The sequence below is a fragment of the Nostoc sp. NMS7 genome (genome assembly GCF_017115085.1).
Lineage (GTDB): Bacteria > Cyanobacteriota > Cyanobacteriia > Cyanobacteriales > Nostocaceae > Nostoc.
The window spans coordinates 1-17,902 of record NZ_JABXKJ010000068.1 but is presented as its reverse complement, the minus strand read 5'-3'; the positions used below and the strand labels follow the sequence as shown (position 1 = coordinate 17,902).

The following is a 17,902-nucleotide window of genomic DNA, read 5'->3' as shown; positions in this document are numbered from 1 at the left end:
ATGGCAGAAGATCCTACTCCCTACTCTTAATGACTATTGGTTTGTATTAATTCAGACTTGGCTTGGTTTCTATAGCGTTTAGATACTTCTTGTTCCGGGTCAATACCTTCAAAGGTTGGAGGTAGCCAAACTCGGAGGAACTGTAGTATTCCTAGCACTAATAAAAAGGCGCAAGTTGCTAAAACTTGACTCCAACTTGTTTCTAGAACACCTTTAACAATGACTTCTCGCAAGGCGGAAACGATAGAAACTTCAACAGCTACCCCAATAGATACTCGATGTTCCTGTAGGTAAATAATCAGCAGTCGGAATAACTCAACTAAAATGAGTAAAAAGAGAATATCAGCAGTAACAGCATGAAAATCTAGAGGTGGAAGTAAGGAGAGAAACATATCTTTCACCTGAAGCACCATGAAGCTAAATAAACCGATACACAAACAAATCACAATCACATCTTGAATAAATTCCAAGGTTCGCACGACGCGCGCTCGATTAATTTCGTACATGGTAATTGCGGTATTTTCAGCAGATTTATACATAGCTTTTTGTGAGTGAGGGGTGAGGGGTGGGGGAGATGAGGGAGATTAGGGAGATGAGGGAGATGAGGGAGATGAGGGGGAATTCTTGAACAAGTTTCTTCCTTGTCTCTCAATACGGTTCGGATAAGGTTTTTTAATGACACGTCCTAGATCGGAAAGACGTGATAAATCGCCGTCTTTACAATAATCAGTCCTTTGTAGAGACGGCGATTTATCGCGTCTCTTGCCTTAACCGAACCGTATTGCATTGTCTCTTCCCAATGCCCAATGCCCCATGCTCAATGCCCAATTTAGTAATGATTGCCAATTTTGCGGTGATGGGCGGCGGTAAGTGCATTTAGCTTGGCAACTCTTCCAGTTTGGACTGTGCTATAAATTACCCAATGATCTCCACAATCCATGCGGCTAGTAATTTCACATTCCATGTAAGCTAAAGCTTCAGCTAAAACGGGCGATTCATTGGTGGCTGGATATGTTTTCACTCCAGCAAAGCGATCTGCACCAGGAGCAAAACGCTTCAGGAAATGTTTCATTAATCCTTGATATTTGCCTTCTTCTAAAACGTTTAAAACAAAGCGATCGCTAACGTGCATCAAGGATTCAATTGCCCGATCTTTGGATACTGCGATCGCTACTCCTAAAGGCTCAAGACTCGCTTGTGTCACCCATGAAGCCAGCATTGCACTCTGAATTTCTCCTTTTTTGGCGGTGATAATATACAATCCCGTGCTAATACGTCCTAAAGCTTTTTCTAGCTCGGTATTGATAGATTTAATCTGTTTAATGGTGCGATCGCGTGTCAACCATTGACCCATATCTATCCCGGCTTCATCACAAAGTTGTTCCGTTGCTTGAGTAGGAATTTCCTTGACTAATATAGGGGGAAAACCTTCAGTTAATCCTAATGCTTGAAATTTATTACGTAAGGGGTAAACAGGTTCATCTTCTCCGCCTCCTGACTCTAATAAACCAATTGCCTGTTTTTTGTGAACAGCAGCTAAAATCGTACTTAGAGCAGCTTGAGCCATCACCGAAGATTGGGCTGGCATTGCAATTACTAAACCAGAAGCTTGTGCAACTAATTCTCGAACTTCTTGAGGCTCGACACTATTGAGAGCTACTAATTCTACTGCCACGCCTGTTTTCGCACATCCATGTGCTATGCTACGGACTAAATGCTCACTATACCCGTAATCTTCAACATAAAATAGAGCCACTAATGTCTCTGTTTTTGCTTGTTCTAAACTCCAGTTTTGATACCGTCCGAGCCATTCAGAAATATAGTGTTGTAATAAAGGGCCATGTCCTGTAGCAACTGTGACTATTTCTAAATTTTCAATTCGTTTTAAAGCTGTCAAAACAGACCGGGCATTAGGCCCCATGAGACAATCATAGTAATATTTAAAATCCTCCTCTATTGAGCTAATATTTTCATCATAGGTATGGTCATCGCAGTAGTGCATCCCAAATACATCACAGGTATAGAGAGTGGAAGTTTTGTGGTCATAAGTCAAGATTGTGTCAGGCCAGTGTAAGTTAGGCGCAGAGATAAATTCTAATTTGTGTCCGTTGCCTAAATCTAATAGCTCTCCACTTTTCACCTGCATTGATTTAAAAGGCTGGTGAACCATATTTTCTAAAAATTGAATCGCTACTTTAGCACCGATAACAGTAATGGCGGGAGCTAATTCTAAAATATTTTTCACTAAGCCACTGTGATCGGGTTCTGTGTGGCTAATAATCAAGTAATCTATTTTAGTCGGATCAATTAACCCCTGCAGTATCTCAAGATATAGCTGCTCAAACTTGCGGTGAGATGTGTCAACTAAGGCAACTTTTTCTCCCTGAATTAAGAAAGAATTATAAGTCGTCCCATTCCGTAAACCAAACTCGATATCAAAACGTTCTCTATCCCAGTCGAGACAACGGATAGCAGTCGTTTGAGGAGCAATTTCAACAGTTTGAATCGTCAAACGCCCTGGATTGGGAATAACTTGAGTAAGCTGTGTGAGTGCGACCATTTATTTTCTCCAAAAAGATATTATCTGGAGCGAGTGTTATGTTTCTTATATTTACCTGAAATACTCAATTAGTAAAATGCCAATTTCTAAAGGTAATCATCAGAAAGATTTATTCTTCATTTGATGGACTTACCATTGAATTACTCAATGTTTATCATTATTTTTATGTTCAACAATGAATGTGAGAGAATATAAATTCTAAGTTACAATGTTGACACATGTCGTTAATCTTTTTTCCTCCTCCTCTACAACAAATCAACAGCGAAATCACCCGTGACGCTGGTGTTAATCTGTATGTGCTACGCCTCGATCTCATGCACCCGTGGGTTAACGGCAACAAGTGGTTCAAGCTGAAATACAATCTTTTGGAGGCCGAGGAGAAAAATTTCACGACACTGCTGACTTTTGGCGGCGCTTATTCCAATCACATCTATGCAACTGCGGCGGCTGGTAATCTTTTCGGTTTTCGCACCATTGGTGTAATTCGTGGGGAACAGAGGCTACCACTCAACCCAACGCTGAGTTTCGCTGTACAACAGGGTATGCAGCTTGTGTACTTGAACCGCGAGACGTATCGACAGCGCAACACACCAGCGCTACAGGAATATCTGCAACAACGCTTCGGTGAGGTGTTTATCATTCCTGAAGGTGGGAGTAATTTAAATGGTGTGCGCGGTTGCACAGAGATAGTTGGTGATGCGATGCCCTTCTCTACGAGACCCTTCGGCAAGCTCAGGGCATCGCGCTGCGCGAACGACAGGCTCAGGGTAAGACCTACGGCTGGCTACGCCTACGCATTTGATCATATATGCGTAGCCAGCGGTACAGCTACTACACTGGCTGGTATTGCGCTTTCGTTAGATCATAAGCAAAGAGCGATCGCTTTTCCAGTATTGAAAAATGGGGCTTTTCTGGCACAAGAAATCGAAAGTTTGTTGACAAATTACCTCGCATCTGGTTTAACCTCGCCATATACCTCTGCGGCTGACTGGGAATTAGTGTGTGATTACCACTTTGGCGGCTATGCAAAGGTGAACGACGAGTTGCTACAGTTTAGCCAGCAGTTCAGGGAGGAACACGGCGTACCCCTGGATTACGTATATACCGCTAAAATGTTTTACGGAGTGATGGATTTACTAAAGCAAGGATTTTTTTGTAAAGGCGATTCATTGCTACTAGTACACACAGGAGGTTTACAGGGCAACGTTGGGATGGAACAAAGGTTGCAGAAGTTTACTAAAATCTGAGTTGCCACTTAATTAAATATCAGTTAGCTTTGTATGGAATTTTACTAAAAAAAGTTAAATTCACACACCAATCTTGATATTTACTCAAAATTAGGTAAGGTTAATTCAATGTTTACATACACTAATCGGATTAAGCCAGATGATAATATATTTTGTCTGATGTTTATTACTTGTTCACAGATAAGCCCAACTTGCACCATATATTTCCAGTTAACTTTATTAAACAGAGTGGCATTGCTACTCAAATAGAATCTGACAGCTTGATGAATATTGCCTATCTCTCTCAAATAACTAATTTGAAAATTAGTGATAAAAATCCATTAGATTATCTCAAAGAATATGACCAGCCTGGTTTAGAGACAGTCCTACACTCTCATCTTATAGCTACAATTATTCTTGAATGGTCAAGAGCCGATGCACTTCCTGAACACGCCCTAACTATTTTTATTGAAGAAAGGGTAAATCTCTTATTAGAGGCTTTGAGGCTGAAGTTAGACGGGATTGAATTTAATGTTTTTGATATGGGCAATCACACAGAGAATATCTAGATAACAAAGAGCGTTCCGCAATTGGGAACGCTATACTTTGGGAAATTCTGTTAAGATAATATGAATTTAAATTGAAAATTGCTAGTTGCTAAAATCAGGCATGGAGATTTGCTTGTTCCTGCAACCAAGGATCTACAGGTTGTCCATCTTTGCGGCGTAATTCAATTTCTACTACCATCACTTCTTTTGAACCAGGAGGTGCGGGTTTTTTATGGAAAATAATGTCATAATCTTCTGGATTGTGTTTGTGTTCTTTTAACCATTCCTGTACTTTGGTTGTGGCAAAAAATGATTGCCCTTGCTCAAACATTCGGGTAATCTGCAATTGCAATGTATAAGGATTTAAGCGACCCATTTTCTACCGCCTTTGTTAAGTAAATTTTAGGAGAAATAATTTGCTTACCATACATAATCTGATGTTAGTTTAAAGATTGCAAGATGCCCACCCCACTATAAAAAGTATCTGCGCTCAACCAGTGCTGATATATTCTTTACATTCATTTGTACTTTTCACTACCAAAGTCTCAATTTCATCTAACTTAAAGCAAATTCCTGAAGCCTAAAAGCCTATTTACTAAGGCAGTTTTAGTCCAAAAAAGTTTTTTAACTATCACTAGAAATTTAATCTAAGTATATTCACTGTAAAAAATAAGATATTGTAAATGAGTAGCCACTTAGTTAAGAGATGTGACACGATGAACTTGCATTAACAGAGTGAGCATCCCACACGGATTCAAAGATATGTTGAAAAAAGGTTTTTTATTTAAACTAGGATGTGTTGTAGCCTTAACAGGAACTGTCCTGATGCCAACAACAGCGAAGGCATCTAATATAGGGAACACTCAAACCTTGATAGACTGGGATCAACTCGCCAGTGGATGGACTCCCCCACAATCAGGTCAAGTTCGGACTTTTCAAGCTGGTGCAGGAACAGTTGACCTGAAATTTGACCTTGGTTCGGACATTAAGTTCGCTAGTTTTGGTGGTAGTGGGTTGACTCCCGCCATTAACAGCACTCTCAATGGTAGTCAGGATGCAAACGACAAAAGTCTGCATCTACAAATTGACGCTTCAGCAGTTGGTCTGACAAAGGGGGCTAACTCGCTGACTATGACGACTAGCTTCAAAGATTTTAGTAGTCCCCTCACAGATGTCACCTTCAAGCTGTTTGATGTTGATATCAGCAATAATAAAACTTGGCAAGATAGGGTAATTTTGAAGGGATTTTTGGGAAATCAGGTTGTTAACCCCATTTTTAGTCCGTTTTTGACTCAAAAAAATACTATCCAGCAAGTCGATGCTTACACTATTGATGGTATAGGATTTGATTCAGATGCTACTAACGGAGATTACGGTACTGTGCTAGTGAAGTTTGCTAGTGCTATTGACCGTTTCGAGTTGGTCTTTACCGATGGCGATGATATCGGCACTAGAAATCCAGATGACCACGGTATCGGTATTGGCGATATCAAATACACGGCTTCTAGCCAAAGCGTTCCAGAACCCGCTTCTATATTAGGTTTATTGGTATTGGGTACTTTTGGGGCTAGTTCAGTCCTGAAGCGCAAACAATAAAACGCTCAATAATGATTGTGTTCTAAATTAATTTATTTGTAGGGTAGGCATATTGCCTACCCTTTACTGTTTTTAACTAGTTAATTTTGTTATAGATTGGAGAGAGGCACACAGCTTCAAAAACTGACCAACAGACTGAGATGGTTGTTATGAAAAGTAAAAATCAAGCTGTTTTCGCTTTAATTGTAAAAAGTGCTATTGTCTTTTTACCCTTACTTTTATCCGTTGGAATTGCCACTGGTCAATCTGCACCATCACCTTCCCCAGCAGTAACTCTTACTCCAGTCTTATCGAATCAGGAACGGGAAGAATTAGCACGACTACGAACCGAAAAGCGAATTCAACAGCAAGTCCAATCTGATTTTAATAGCGCTTTTAGCCGTACAACTATCTTACTCAATGTCTGGCTAGTTATATTAAGCCTATTTCCAGTCGCAATCATTGCTTTATTTTGGCTCTTGCGACGGGTGATAATCCGTGAAATTGTTGAGAGAGCAATGCAACAATTACAGGGAATGGAAAAATTACAAAATCAGCTAACCACCGTTAAAGAAGAGGCTGAAAATGTTATTCAATCAGCTAAAAAAATAAATTATGAATTAGAACAAGAAACAGCTGCTTTACAGCAAAAAATTAAAAGTGAAGAAGAAAATATATCTATTATTACATCTGAGCTAGCTTTAGCTAAAGCACAGGTATTAAGTAGATTAGAAACTGAACTCAAAAAATCTCAAGAAAATATAGAAATTTTAGAGTCAAAATTTGCTTCCGGGCTATCTAAGTTAGAGTTTGATGCTCAACAACAAAGAGATATAGCACTGGAAAATCTAGGAAAATTAGCATCTGTGATGGCAGAGGAACTGTCTAAGTTAAAGTTAGGTGTGCAACAACAGCAAGAACTAGCCGTTTTTGATTTAGAAGTATCAAGGTCTGAGTTCACATCTCAACTTTCGGGATGGCAGTCTGATGCTCAAAAGCAAAAGGATATAGCTCTTGAAAATTTAACAAAATTGCAGTCCAAATTTGCTGAAAACTTATCGGAATTACAGCTAGATGCTCAAAATAAAAAAGAGATTACATTTGAAAGTTTAGAAAAATTAGATAATCAACTGAAGTCTCAATTATCGGAATTACAGATAGATGCTCAGGAACAAAAAAATAAAATTGTTGAGAGTTTAGCAACATTGGAGTCAGAGTTTACTGAACAACTATCAGAATTACAAATAGATGCTCAAAAGTGCAAAGAGTTAATCATTGAGAATTTAGAAAAATCTGGTTCTGAGTTTACTTCGCAATTCTCCGAATTACAATTGAATGCTCAACAACAAAAAATTCTGATTTTGGAGAAGTTAGAAAGATTAGAAACTGAGTTTGTCTCTCAATCTGAATTACAATTGGATGCCCAAGAAAGAAAGGATCTGATCCTTCAAGAACTAACTGAAATTACACCTGAATCCATCCGAGAGATTGTAAATTCTGAAGTTGAGGAAGAAATACAAGAACAGCCGCAACAACCAGAACTCACTGCTGATGAATATGTAAAACAGGCAGATGGACTGTTTTCTGAAAAGCGCTATGAAGATGCGATCGCAGCTTACAACCAAGCGGTTAAAATCCAACCTGATCAACCTGTGGCTTGGTTAAAACGCGGTCTAACTCTCGGAAGGTTAAAACGCTACAAAGAGGCGATCGCATCCTATGATCGAGCGATTGCGATTCAACCAGATTATCATCAAGCTTGGTGCGATCGCGGCGTTGCTTTCGGAAATTTACAACAACATCAGCAAGCCTTTGCCTCATTTGACAAAGCTATACAAATCAAACCTGATGATCCTGTTGCTTGGTTGAATCGCAGTCTTTCTTTAGTAGCATTAGAACAATACGAAGAGGCAATGGTTTCCTTAGAGAAAGCCCTGGAATTCCAACCCAATTCTCCCAAAATCTGGGATAAACGCGGTTATACTTTGGTAAGATTGGGACGCGATGATGAAGCGATCGCTAGTTTTAACAAAGCCTTAGAAATTAAGTCAGATTATGCCAGTGCCTATTATAACAAAGCAGCGTGTTACGCACTGCAAAGACAAGTTGAACTATCTCTGCTAACTCTACAACAAGCAATTGAACTTAATCCCAGGTATAAAGAAGACGCAGCAACTGACCTAGATTTTGATGATATTGCCGATGATCAGCGCTTTAAGGAGTTAGTTGCAGAGTAAAGACCTAAAAACATTCATTACTCCCCCATTACCCAGTACAGACGCGATTAATCGCGTCTCTCTCCATTCCCCACAATTGGATTCTGTTCACCAGACATCGCTTTGAGTTTAGATGTAAAAGACTCAGAGCGATCACTTTTTTCTGGAGTAAATTGTCCGATTGGCGCATGAATAGCAGCAGGTGGAAGCAGCTTTGCCCGTTTATGATGCAATGGTGATGCAGAGGGCGGGGGACTTGATTGTGAAGTTTGCCTTTGGCTGACAGCAGATGATAGCTGAAGGGTTGACGAAGAGGCAAATTTCCCAGAAAGCGGAGACTTCAAAACGGTTTGATCATCTCTATCTTCCTGCTTCCCCTCTTCTTCACTCAAAGATGTCTTTGGTTCGGAACTTTTCAGTTGTAGAGTTGCAGTATTAGTCTGTTGATAGCCGTTGTGAATCTTAGCTGGTGGTAATTGCGGACTCGTGACTTTTTCTGGAGTCGGGTTTTTCTGGGCTGGCGGTAGGGCTGGTGCAGCCAATGAGGTTAAGCTTTGGGGAAATTTGCTACAAATCATCCGTTCAAATTCCATGTTGAAATGATATGTAGCCTGATCCCGGCGCTGCCAAAATAGTAAGATTTGCTGCACGGAAACGCCTTTATAACGACCTTGATATAGTGCCTCAATCACTGCCAGGTGTAGCCAATTAAGGGGATATTGCGTTTGCCAACGCTCAACTAGCTCATTGGCACTATACCCACTGAGATCGAAACTATAGTTAATTAATAAGGCGATCGCTAAGTTGGCAGATGTATCTGGAAGTGTTCTTAACATGGGGCTATTATCTCTAGGCAATAGGTCTCAGATTTGTCACCCATCGCATATTAGCCTAGCGTGCTTTTAACTACATGGTTTTTTTTCACGAGTTATTAAGCCGAGAGGCAGTGTTTCCTATTCTACTTGTGAACTTCTAGAATGCAACCCTACATAGACTGATTTAATCGCAGGTGTTCGCCCAATGGCAACTAACGCCTGATAAACCATCGCTGCAACTTCGGCGCGTGTTACCGAACGTGAAGGTGCAAGCACTTTCGGATCTGGATAGTTGACAACTATTCCATGTTGTGTAGCAGTGGCAACAGCTATCCGGGCATAGTCGGGAATCCAATGACGATCACTATATACTTTTAAAACACCGTGATCAGCAGCTGGTAGTCCCAGTCCGTTTACTAGGGAGACAATCACCTGTAGCCGTTGGACATTTTGATCGGAACGGAAAGTGCGATCGCTAAATCCGCCAACAAAGCCAGCGCTAGCCGCAATTTTGATCGCCCTATAAGCCCAAAAATCTTTGGGTACGTCTGTAAAATCAGGTGGTGGAACTTTGGGAAGTGGGTTAAAGGCGATCGCTACCAAAGCCGCATACTGGGCGCGAGTCATCGGTTTATCTGGCTGGTAGCTACCATCAGCAAAACCCTGAGTTAAATCCATGCTCACTAATGCCTGAATGAATGGTTCTGCCCAATGTCCATCTAGTTGGAGAGACGCCGGGAGTTTTTGAGAGCGGGATTCTGTTGGGGCGTTAGAGAAACTGGTGCTAACCGCTACTCGATTGCTTGGGATCAATTCGACCAAGCCCTTGACTAGAGCAGGATTTAATTGATTACCTACGGAAACCAGCTTTTCTGTAGTGGCATTGTATAAATCGAATTCACTATGATCACGAAAAATATTATTACCGGGATGTTGGGTATTACCTAAATCGGGGATTGCATTCCCATTGACTAATAGGCCACCTTGGGTATTTTTAGCAATCAGATTTTGACGCAGCACAGGTTGGGCGTTGCGAGAAAGTGCGATCGCTGTGCCATTTTCTGATAATTTGTTATTGGCGATCGCCGGAGCGGCAAAGTCACTAATTGCGATGCCTAACGGGTTTCTTTGAAATAGATTCCGCAGTACTTCTCCTTGGCTATAACGTGCCATAAATAACCCGCTAGCAGTATTTTGCACAAATATGTTATCTAAAATTGCGGGTTTGGCAGTACCAGTGGTAAACACACCTTCCCGCCCACAGTTGCTCAAAGTATTGTTAGCTAAAGTAGGTGCAGCCGATTCAATCCAGATACCAGTACCTTTGGCTGAGGGATTAGTCACAGTTACACCTAAAAGACTGGCATTATCTACCAAGAGCAGCGTAATATTTTGCATATAAAAGCTGGGACTTTGATACTGGCCACTCCCGAAAATTACAATCCCTGCACCTTTATTAGCTTCGTTACCCACCACTGTTGCCCCTCCAGGGATGAGCAGTGGAAACACCTCACCACTAGCGGCGCTGTAAATCCCGGATTCCAGATGAATTATCGTGCGGATTTTGATTGCTTTTAAGGCACGGCTGAGGCTTTTAAACGGACTCAACCGTGAACCAGTATTAGTATCATTCCCTGTCATAGGGTTGACATAGAGTCTGACAACGAGGGTAGAGTTCACCATTGATAGTTGAGAGTCAATTTTTTTAATTATGACAATCATAAATAAAACTACTTCTAGCAAACTTTTTCACAGTACTATCTTTGTGTGTAGAAAATATATACACGTTACTTTTTGTTGCAAGCGGATCATCTGTACACACAAGTTAGAGACTCTCAGGCAACATTCCAAGTTATAATCTCGGCGTTCCGAGTTCCAAGCTTGAAGTTCCGAGTTTTGAAGGCGATCGCTATCCAAATATCTTTTTCAGGGCGCTATCTTAGCCACACACCGATTCTCTTGCTAGTGCCAAAAGTAATCACCAAAAACTGGAAGCTAGGCTCTCATCAGTAAATGGTATGGTGATATTTTCCTGGACAGTTGCAGTTCATCTGAGTCTAACCAAATCACTAAGTTTGGGTGTGTGGGAAATTTCGGTCTAAAAGATAATTACTCATAAAGTAAAATAAAGCAATTAAGATAATTGCAGGTAATGTAACCGACAACAAATCTCTTGTTTTTTCTGAGCCAGATACTTCAATAGCAACAGTTAGCAGAATTGCCGTCATCCCATTTTGATGACCAAACATAACTCTTGCCTTGTTTGCCATAGATTCTTTTAAAAATAAGAAAGTGACAATAACTTGTCCTAAGAAAAATGTCGAAAATGCCAGAATTCCGCCAGAGAGCCAATCAAAGCTTCGGTTGGTAGACAATAAACCAATAACAATTACACTAAAATAAAAAATAGGAGAAATGATTATTTCTAGTTTTTCTGATGCAATTGGTCTCAAAAAGAGACCTGCAAATGCAGACAAAATAAATGAATCAGATAAAACGCTGTAAACAATAATTATTACTATAAAAATTATTTCTAAATTTTTTTTGATATCGGGATCTATTGTATTTAACCACTTGCTACAGTAATAAACTGTAAGACAGCCAACAATATCAGCAGCAATCCGCACAAAATATTGACTAAAACTGAAATTATTTGAGACTAGCAGTGGTAAAAAAATGTAAAAGGCAAATAGTATACTAATTGGGTCATCAAAGCTAGTCCAAGCCCTCAAAATAGTCTCCGACTTTTTGCTAATCTTGCTCTTATCAAGAGATTTAGCTGCGGCAATTGGGTCCATTTGAGCAATTACTGACGCACATAAGTAGGCGACAGGGGCAACACGGGGTGAAAGAAGAGTCAGAATCAAACCAGGTAAGACAATTTTTATTGGGACTCCGAGAACTAAAACCTTGATAATTAATCCTAAATTTCTTTTAAATAAAGTTCTATCAATACTTAAAACATTAATCTATAGGCTGACTGCGATCGCAGTGTTCATTATTTCTTCAAGATAGGGAATAGTTCTAGCATTAATATCAAACGCAACTGCAAACCAATGAGCGGCAAATCCCAATCCGAGTGACAGAATACTTAATTTAAGCATCATTTGTAACAACAGTAACACAGATGCTATTGTATCGTTTTGTGATCGCGATCGCCTGATTCATATTTTGATTCAGCAACGCCTTTTTTCGACTTGTGTATACACCGTAGCCTGCAATGAGAGAGGCTTTGAGGCTTACTCCCCTTCCCTTGTAGGTAAGGATCTGTTCTTGTTAGGTCTCTATTGGACTCAACTACAAACTGCTCTAAATTTATTTTCAGTGTAAATAGTTTACTTCTTAATGTTGACTGATTTAACGGCGTTGCTTTATATTCCGCCGCTATAATCGGTACTGTGATTTAGCGGCGGGAGATGTCACACATTGCCATCTAGGACTGTTCCTTCTATATTGGCTCCTTCCAAATTTGCTCCACTCAAATTTGTCTGGTTCAAATCTGCTTGAGTGAGATTTGCCTGGGATAAGTCGGCTACAGTTAAGTCTGCACCACTCAAATCGGCTCCATCTAGATTCGCCGCTATCAAGCTGGCTTCGTGCAAATCCGCGTCACTCAAGTTAGTTTCAATCAGTTTCGCAACCGTCAAATTAGCGTGATTTAAATTAGCTCCATCCATTGCGGCTCCATCCAAGATCGCTCCATCCAAAATAGCGCCACTTAAGTTGCTACCACTGAGGTTAGCATTGCTCAAATCTGCTCCATTTAAGTCTGCCTCAATCAAACTGGCGTGGGCTAAATTAGCGTGACTCAGATTAGCTCCATCTAAAATTGCTCTATCTAAAATTACGCCACTGAGATCGGCTTCCCTTAAGTTTGCCTCGCTCAAGTTGACACCAGTAAAGTCTCTGACACCTGCGGCATAGTTTTTCAGGAGTTGATCTGCTTTCATATCTGTCACTGTGCTAAGGAACGTTTGATTTTTCATCCAGTTTACTCAGACAGGCAATAAATCCCCAGCCCGCGCCACGGGGGATTGGTGTAGTGAATCAAACCAGAGTAAACATCTAATCACCTCTATCTAAATTAGCCATCCTTAATCACTGGCGCTACTACCTAGAGTTGTGAGTTGCTTTCATACTTGGGAGGGATGTTGCTCTCCTTAAAAATTTAACTAACTATTAGTGCAAAGCGATCGCTATACTCAATTGTGGTGTTCGTCTGGCAGAGGTTATGGCAAAACCAATTCGTATTCTTTTGCAGACTACGATTCCTACGACTGAAAATGACTGGAGCATTTTTCGTTTTTCGATGTTACAAGATTATTTAGCATCGATTCAAGACGAAGCTGGAAACTGCTTATTTGAAGTTACCGGACGCGATTACGAATCAGATGCAGTTGGTAGTGACTCAGTTTTAAGTAGTCTCGACAAATCAGATTTTGATCAACTTTGGCTATTTGGCTTAGAGGTAGATAAGGGTTTAACCGAAAAAGACATTGCTGCAATTAATGCTTTTCGGCAACGCGGCGGCGGGATTTTGACAACACGCGATCATCAAGATATGGGCTGTTCAATGTGTGGTTTACTTGACATTGGTGATGTCAACTATTTCAACACCAAAAATCCCGATCCCGATGAATCTCGCTGTTGCCGAGATGACTCATACACAACTTATATCTCCTGGCCCAACTATCATTCTGGAGCTAACGGCGATTATCAAAAAATTACCATTGTTGAACCCATTCACGAACTTTTGAAAAATCCCAATTCCGCTTCAGGAAGTATCGATTTTTTCCCCACACATCCTCACGAAGGCGGTATTGGCGTGCCTCCGGGCAATGAAAACGCACGGGTAATCGCTCTGGGTAAAAGTTTAGTTACAAATCGTAACTTCAATTTGGTAGTAGCGATCGAGCATCATCAAGATAAACAGGGAAATATACTAGGACGAGCAGTAGCTAATTCTAGCTTCCATCATTTAGTAGATTACAACTGGGATATTAACAAAGGCTGTCCCACTTTTGTAGATGAGCCACCAGGAGATGGGATGAAAAAAGAGCCACGCGCCTTAGAAGATATCAAAACCTATGTGCGTAACGTCGCTTTTTGGCTAGCAAATTGATTGAGTAGTCATTGGTCATTGTAATTGCAACCCGCAGATACCCGACAACTTTTACGAAGTCGGGGATCTTGTTTCTCACGAATGATTTAGTAGGGTTATAGCGGCGGGTACTTCACGTTTCCCCACCAACTACTACATCTCGAATTCGGAGACTCGGGCCAGCACAACCCACTGACAAACCGTTTTGCCCTCCCTTACCACAACCGCCAGATTCATCCCAGTAAAAATCATCACCAAGTGCCTCAATATCCGCTAAAGTTTGAAATACATTTCCCGAAAGCGTCACATCCCGCACAGGTTCAGCAATTTTGCCGTTCCTAACCATCCACGCTTCCCCAGCACTAAAGGTGAACATTTCCCCATTCGTCATCCCACCCAACCAATTACGGGCATAAACTCCTTCTTTGATATCGGTAAATAAGTCTTCGACTGGCGTTTTACCCCGTTGAATCCAGGTATTTGTCATCCGCACAATGGGAGTAAAGTGATAGTTGAGACAACGTGCATTACCCGTAGGCGCTTCCTCCAATTTGCCAGCCGTTTCACGAGAATGTAAACGTCCAACTAAAACTCCATCTTTAATTAGTTGAGTAGTAGTGGCAGGCGTGCCTTCATCGTCGTAAAAATAGCTGCCGCGATGTCCTTCTGGGGCTGCACCATCAAAAATTTGCAGTTCTTCTGGGCCAAACCGTCGGCCGATGGTCATGACTTCCAACAAATCGGGGTTTTCGTAAGCCATATCGGCCTCAGAAAGATGTCCGAAGGCTTCGTGGACAAATAAACCCGTGAGAATTGGGTCAATGACTACGGTATAAGTATTCCCTTTCACCGATGGCAAAGATAAAGCGGCGATCGCTCTTTGAGCTGCACCTTTGACCTGTTCATCCAAATCAGTTAAATCTTCGTAAGCTTTGCGAGAGCCAGTAGTTTCCCGTCCAGTTTGTACGGTTTCGCCATTTCTGGCGGTGGCGGCAAAGCGCATTTCCATATCCACCCAAGATTGCTCGATCAAAGTGCCTTCTGAGGTAGCAATGATCACTTTTTGGGCGCTGTCACCGTAACGCACCGAGGTAGTGGTAATGCGGTGATCAACGCTTTTGAGCAATTCGGCATAGCGATCGCACAATTGTTTTTTCTTCGAGAGTGAGATTTTTCGGGGGTCGGTGCCTTTTAAGGGGAGAATGCATATTGCTTGCACCGGGTCAATGGGTGCAAGTAACGTTTCTTCATCACCAACCATTCGCGCCGCAGCGATCGCTTCTTCAATCCGATCCTTAATTGTCGCCAATTGGTTAAAGCAGCTCAACCCCCATCCACCTTTATAACAAGCGCGAATATGTCCACCAATGGAGATACCTTCACTGAGTGTTTCTACCTTATCGCCACGCAACAAGATATCAGTCCCTTCTGCTTCTTCAAGGCGAATCATCAGATAATCTACACGCTTTGAGTAGCGCGTGATCAGGTCAGAAAGTAAATTTTGGGCGTCAGCAAGTGTAGTCGGCATTTTCAGGTACTAACAATGACGAACTGCATTTATTTTGCAATTATTTGGGAAATTTATGCTAATCAATATCGGAGTTGCCCATGAATCGCTGATCTAGAGGATGGGGAGTAGGGGAGAGAATACCCAATTTGGCACGTAGCACTCTCACTGTTAGTACTTCCTTTTTTACGGTGGGTAAGAACTGAATCATGTGCTAAGATAATCAAGTGAGAATAAAATTCGGTTACAGTGTTTGTTTTTAGTATTGACAGGCTTTTCCCTTTTGGTCTTAACAAGCTTGTCTCCGAAATCTAAATCTCTACACACTTATGGTTTTGGAGATAATGCATGTCAATTTATGTAGGTAATCTATCCTACGAGGTCACACAAGAAGACCTCACCTCTGTTTTTGCGGAACATGGTGCTGTAAAACGTGTTCAGTTGCCTACTGACCGTGAAACAGGACGTCCACGCGGCTTTGCTTTCGTAGAGATGGGTACTGAAGCCGAAGAAACAGCAGCCATTGAAGCTCTTGATGGTGCTGAATGGATGGGACGCGATCTCAAAGTGAATAAGGCTAAACCCAAGGAAGATAGAGGCGGTTCCTTTGGTGGTGGTGGTGATCGTCGCGGCAATAGTGGTGGTGGATACTCTCGAGGAGGAGGAGGAGGACGCTACTAAAAGCTTTAAGATAAAAAATTCAGTTTTAAGGTCTTAAGGGCAGAATCATTATCTGCCCTTTTTGCGCTCCGGTCTACTGGATAGCTTAAAATTGCCCAGTACCAATTAAGTAGGAGATGAAAATGACCCAAGTATTTGTGGGCGAGAATGAAGGAATTGAGTCAGCCTTACGTCGATTTAAGAGGGAAGTTTCCAAAGCAGGTATTTTTCCAGACATGAGAAAGAATCGTCACTTTGAAACGCCTTTGGAAAAACACAAGCGTAAAGAAGTCGCAAGGCACAAGCAACGTAAGAGAAATTTCCGTCGTAATTGAGAACAAGCGATTGCATCTCATTAGATTCTCCGCTGTCGAAGAGGCGATCGCTATACTCCTGTATGTGAATCTAAAGGGTAGATTTTGGCAAAGCTATTACTCACTATTATTATTAGCTCTTAAGTAGAAGCGGCGATCGCTATGCTGACTTTACTACATTTGGCATACATCCACTGCCAACAGCGATCGCAGCCTATTGAGTTGTTCGCCAATATGGAGGCGTTTGGGCAGGAAGGAATGCTGTTACCCCTGCCTCTAAACTCCTCTGGTGATTTGACTCACCTATAGCGCCTGTTTGCAGCAAAATAACTAATAACTGTAAAACACTATATTTCCCTCACAAATTGAGATATGCTAATCATGGTTTTGTTTTTGTTCAGTATGATTTACTAGGTTTGGGAGGCTTTTTCCTCTTGGGGAGAAAGAGAGCGAATTAACTCCCGAATCACATCGGTTGCTGGTCTGCCCGTGATTGAACAGAATTGTTCAAGCTTCTGTGCCTCGCTTGATGTGAGATTGATTGTAAGTCGTTTAGCAGCCCATTTTTTATTCATGTTTTAGAGAGACAAGCGATATCTTTAAACTACTTCTCTAATATCAATCTTTTAAACTGCTATTACAATGGTATAAGTAATGACATTTACTTCAAGTAATCATGAAGCAGGATATGATATTTGCCTAAGCAAGAGTGAAGAGGTAGGGTATATTCTCAAGTGTGAAGTTTAGCTACTTAGAGGGCAGTAATGATAAATATAGTGGTTCTCGTCCCTTGTGAGGTACAAGAACCCCACCCCCAACCCCCTCCTTGCTTGCGAGGAGGGGGCTATAATTTACCTCAGCTGATTAAAAAACGCTATAAAATGTAAAATGAATATTAAGTAAGTAAAAATAAAATAAGTATTATCACTAATTCTTGTGGTATCTTAAATAACTAAAATAATTTAGTGAGACAAGTCAGGAATTTGGCTCTGGTTTTTTTGAGTAGACAAGAATTGCTTTTACCTAATGGTTTACCCAATCTGCTTATCCAAAATTTCTATTCATCGCTAGGTGAAAAAACAAGAATTGTTCAACGGCTTACTGCTGCTTCTTATTTGCTTCTCGGTTCAATATCGGCGATCGCTAGGGGTTTGAAGGTATAAACTAAAAATGTGAGATTTATTTTATATTGGCAAATTACAGCTATTTTCAGGTAAATAGACCACGCGGTAGGGGCACAGCAATGCTCATACGTGTCAACTTAACGTAAAAGCCATGTCCCGCAAGGAACTGAAGTTCCTTGCTAATAGCGAAAGTCAATCTTTAGATGACTAAATAATCTGAAAAATCTTTAGTCTACTTGAGTAGACTTTAGCTAAA

19 protein-coding genes are annotated in these 17,902 nt (G+C 41.1%); 9 read left to right on the top strand and 10 right to left on the bottom strand.

Annotated features, from left to right (window positions below):
* Nucleotides 1-26: 26 nt before the first annotated feature.
* Both HWQ38_RS06060 and HWQ38_RS06055 read right to left on the bottom strand, forming a co-directional pair.
* Nucleotides 27-539 carry a phosphate-starvation-inducible PsiE family protein gene (locus HWQ38_RS06060; RefSeq protein WP_292791117.1) on the bottom strand — a complete coding sequence of 171 codons (513 nt, stop codon included), beginning with the start codon at nt 537-539 and terminating at the stop codon, nt 27-29.
* A gap of 290 nt (nt 540-829) precedes the next feature.
* Nucleotides 830-2,560 (bottom strand): diflavin flavoprotein, encoded by a 1,731-nt coding sequence (locus HWQ38_RS06055; RefSeq protein WP_292791116.1) that lies wholly within the window; start codon nt 2,558-2,560, stop codon nt 830-832.
* A gap of 218 nt (nt 2,561-2,778) precedes the next feature.
* On the opposite strand from HWQ38_RS06055, the gene HWQ38_RS06050 reads away from it, so the two are divergent.
* Nucleotides 2,779-3,807: a 1-aminocyclopropane-1-carboxylate deaminase/D-cysteine desulfhydrase gene (locus HWQ38_RS06050; protein WP_292791115.1), complete on the top strand. Its 1,029-nt coding sequence runs from the start codon at nt 2,779-2,781 to the stop codon at nt 3,805-3,807.
* Nucleotides 3,808-3,959: 152 nt separating this feature from the next.
* Entirely contained in the window at nt 3,960-4,355 is a 396-nt protein-coding gene (locus HWQ38_RS06045) for a hypothetical protein (RefSeq protein WP_292791114.1), read from the top strand.
* Between the two features lie 94 nt (nt 4,356-4,449).
* On the opposite strand, the gene HWQ38_RS06040 is transcribed toward HWQ38_RS06045, so the two are convergent.
* Nucleotides 4,450-4,710 carry a hypothetical protein gene (locus HWQ38_RS06040; RefSeq protein ID WP_265274552.1) on the bottom strand — a complete coding sequence of 87 codons (261 nt, stop codon included), beginning with the start codon at nt 4,708-4,710 and terminating at the stop codon, nt 4,450-4,452.
* A 386-nt stretch (nt 4,711-5,096) separates the two neighbouring features.
* Here HWQ38_RS06040 and HWQ38_RS06035 point away from each other — a divergent pair, with 386 nt between their 5' ends.
* Together HWQ38_RS06035 and HWQ38_RS06030 are read left to right on the top strand one after the other, a co-directional pair.
* Nucleotides 5,097-5,930: a PEP-CTERM sorting domain-containing protein gene (locus tag HWQ38_RS06035; RefSeq protein ID WP_292791110.1), complete on the top strand. Its 834-nt coding sequence runs from the start codon at nt 5,097-5,099 to the stop codon at nt 5,928-5,930.
* A gap of 149 nt (nt 5,931-6,079) precedes the next feature.
* Nucleotides 6,080-8,146: a tetratricopeptide repeat protein gene (locus HWQ38_RS06030; RefSeq protein WP_292791108.1), complete on the top strand. Its 2,067-nt coding sequence runs from the start codon at nt 6,080-6,082 to the stop codon at nt 8,144-8,146.
* 47 nt (nt 8,147-8,193) lie between these two features.
* Here the strand turns inward: HWQ38_RS06030 and HWQ38_RS06025 are convergent, their stop codons facing one another.
* From HWQ38_RS06025 to HWQ38_RS06005, 5 genes are all read right to left on the bottom strand, one after another.
* Complete coding sequence (locus HWQ38_RS06025; protein WP_292791106.1) at nt 8,194-8,961, bottom strand: hypothetical protein; 768 nt, start codon at nt 8,959-8,961, stop codon at nt 8,194-8,196.
* 117 nt (nt 8,962-9,078) lie between these two features.
* Complete coding sequence (locus HWQ38_RS06020; RefSeq protein ID WP_292791141.1) at nt 9,079-10,623, bottom strand: DUF1565 domain-containing protein; 1,545 nt, start codon at nt 10,621-10,623, stop codon at nt 9,079-9,081.
* A gap of 386 nt (nt 10,624-11,009) precedes the next feature.
* Nucleotides 11,010-11,738, bottom strand: coding sequence for a hypothetical protein (locus HWQ38_RS06015; RefSeq protein WP_292791104.1), 729 nt, complete (start codon nt 11,736-11,738; stop codon nt 11,010-11,012).
* Nucleotides 11,739-11,909: 171 nt separating this feature from the next.
* Nucleotides 11,910-12,047, bottom strand: coding sequence for a hypothetical protein (locus HWQ38_RS06010; RefSeq protein ID WP_292791102.1), 138 nt, complete (start codon nt 12,045-12,047; stop codon nt 11,910-11,912).
* A gap of 312 nt (nt 12,048-12,359) precedes the next feature.
* Nucleotides 12,360-12,926 (bottom strand): pentapeptide repeat-containing protein, encoded by a 567-nt coding sequence (locus tag HWQ38_RS06005; protein ID WP_334791278.1) that lies wholly within the window; start codon nt 12,924-12,926, stop codon nt 12,360-12,362.
* 245 nt (nt 12,927-13,171) lie between these two features.
* On the opposite strand from HWQ38_RS06005, the gene HWQ38_RS06000 reads away from it, so the two are divergent.
* Nucleotides 13,172-14,062 carry a hypothetical protein gene (locus tag HWQ38_RS06000; RefSeq protein WP_292791099.1) on the top strand — a complete coding sequence of 297 codons (891 nt, stop codon included), beginning with the start codon at nt 13,172-13,174 and terminating at the stop codon, nt 14,060-14,062.
* Between the two features lie 112 nt (nt 14,063-14,174).
* Here HWQ38_RS06000 and HWQ38_RS05995 read toward each other — a convergent pair whose 3' ends face one another.
* Complete coding sequence (locus HWQ38_RS05995) at nt 14,175-15,569, bottom strand: TldD/PmbA family protein (protein ID WP_292791097.1); 1,395 nt, start codon at nt 15,567-15,569, stop codon at nt 14,175-14,177.
* A 327-nt stretch (nt 15,570-15,896) separates the two neighbouring features.
* Between HWQ38_RS05995 and HWQ38_RS05990 the strand changes: the two genes are divergently transcribed.
* The 3 genes from HWQ38_RS05990 to HWQ38_RS05980 all read left to right on the top strand — a co-directional run bounded on the left by HWQ38_RS05990 (nt 15,897) and on the right by HWQ38_RS05980 (nt 16,831).
* Entirely contained in the window at nt 15,897-16,229 is a 333-nt protein-coding gene (locus tag HWQ38_RS05990; RefSeq protein ID WP_292791096.1) for an RNA-binding protein, read from the top strand.
* A gap of 122 nt (nt 16,230-16,351) precedes the next feature.
* On the top strand, nt 16,352-16,543 hold the full coding sequence (gene rpsU, locus HWQ38_RS05985) for a 30S ribosomal protein S21 (protein WP_069073774.1): 192 nt from the start codon (nt 16,352-16,354) through the stop codon (nt 16,541-16,543).
* 141 nt (nt 16,544-16,684) lie between these two features.
* Nucleotides 16,685-16,831 (top strand): hypothetical protein, encoded by a 147-nt coding sequence (locus tag HWQ38_RS05980; RefSeq protein ID WP_292791094.1) that lies wholly within the window; start codon nt 16,685-16,687, stop codon nt 16,829-16,831.
* A gap of 101 nt (nt 16,832-16,932) precedes the next feature.
* On the opposite strand, the gene HWQ38_RS05975 is transcribed toward HWQ38_RS05980, so the two are convergent.
* Complete coding sequence (locus tag HWQ38_RS05975) at nt 16,933-17,097, bottom strand: CopG family transcriptional regulator (protein ID WP_292791092.1); 165 nt, start codon at nt 17,095-17,097, stop codon at nt 16,933-16,935.
* Between the two features lie 423 nt (nt 17,098-17,520).
* Between HWQ38_RS05975 and HWQ38_RS05970 the strand changes: the two genes are divergently transcribed.
* Nucleotides 17,521-17,685 (top strand): hypothetical protein, encoded by a 165-nt coding sequence (locus HWQ38_RS05970; protein ID WP_292791090.1) that lies wholly within the window; start codon nt 17,521-17,523, stop codon nt 17,683-17,685.
* The last annotated feature ends 217 nt before the right edge of the window (nt 17,686-17,902 follow it).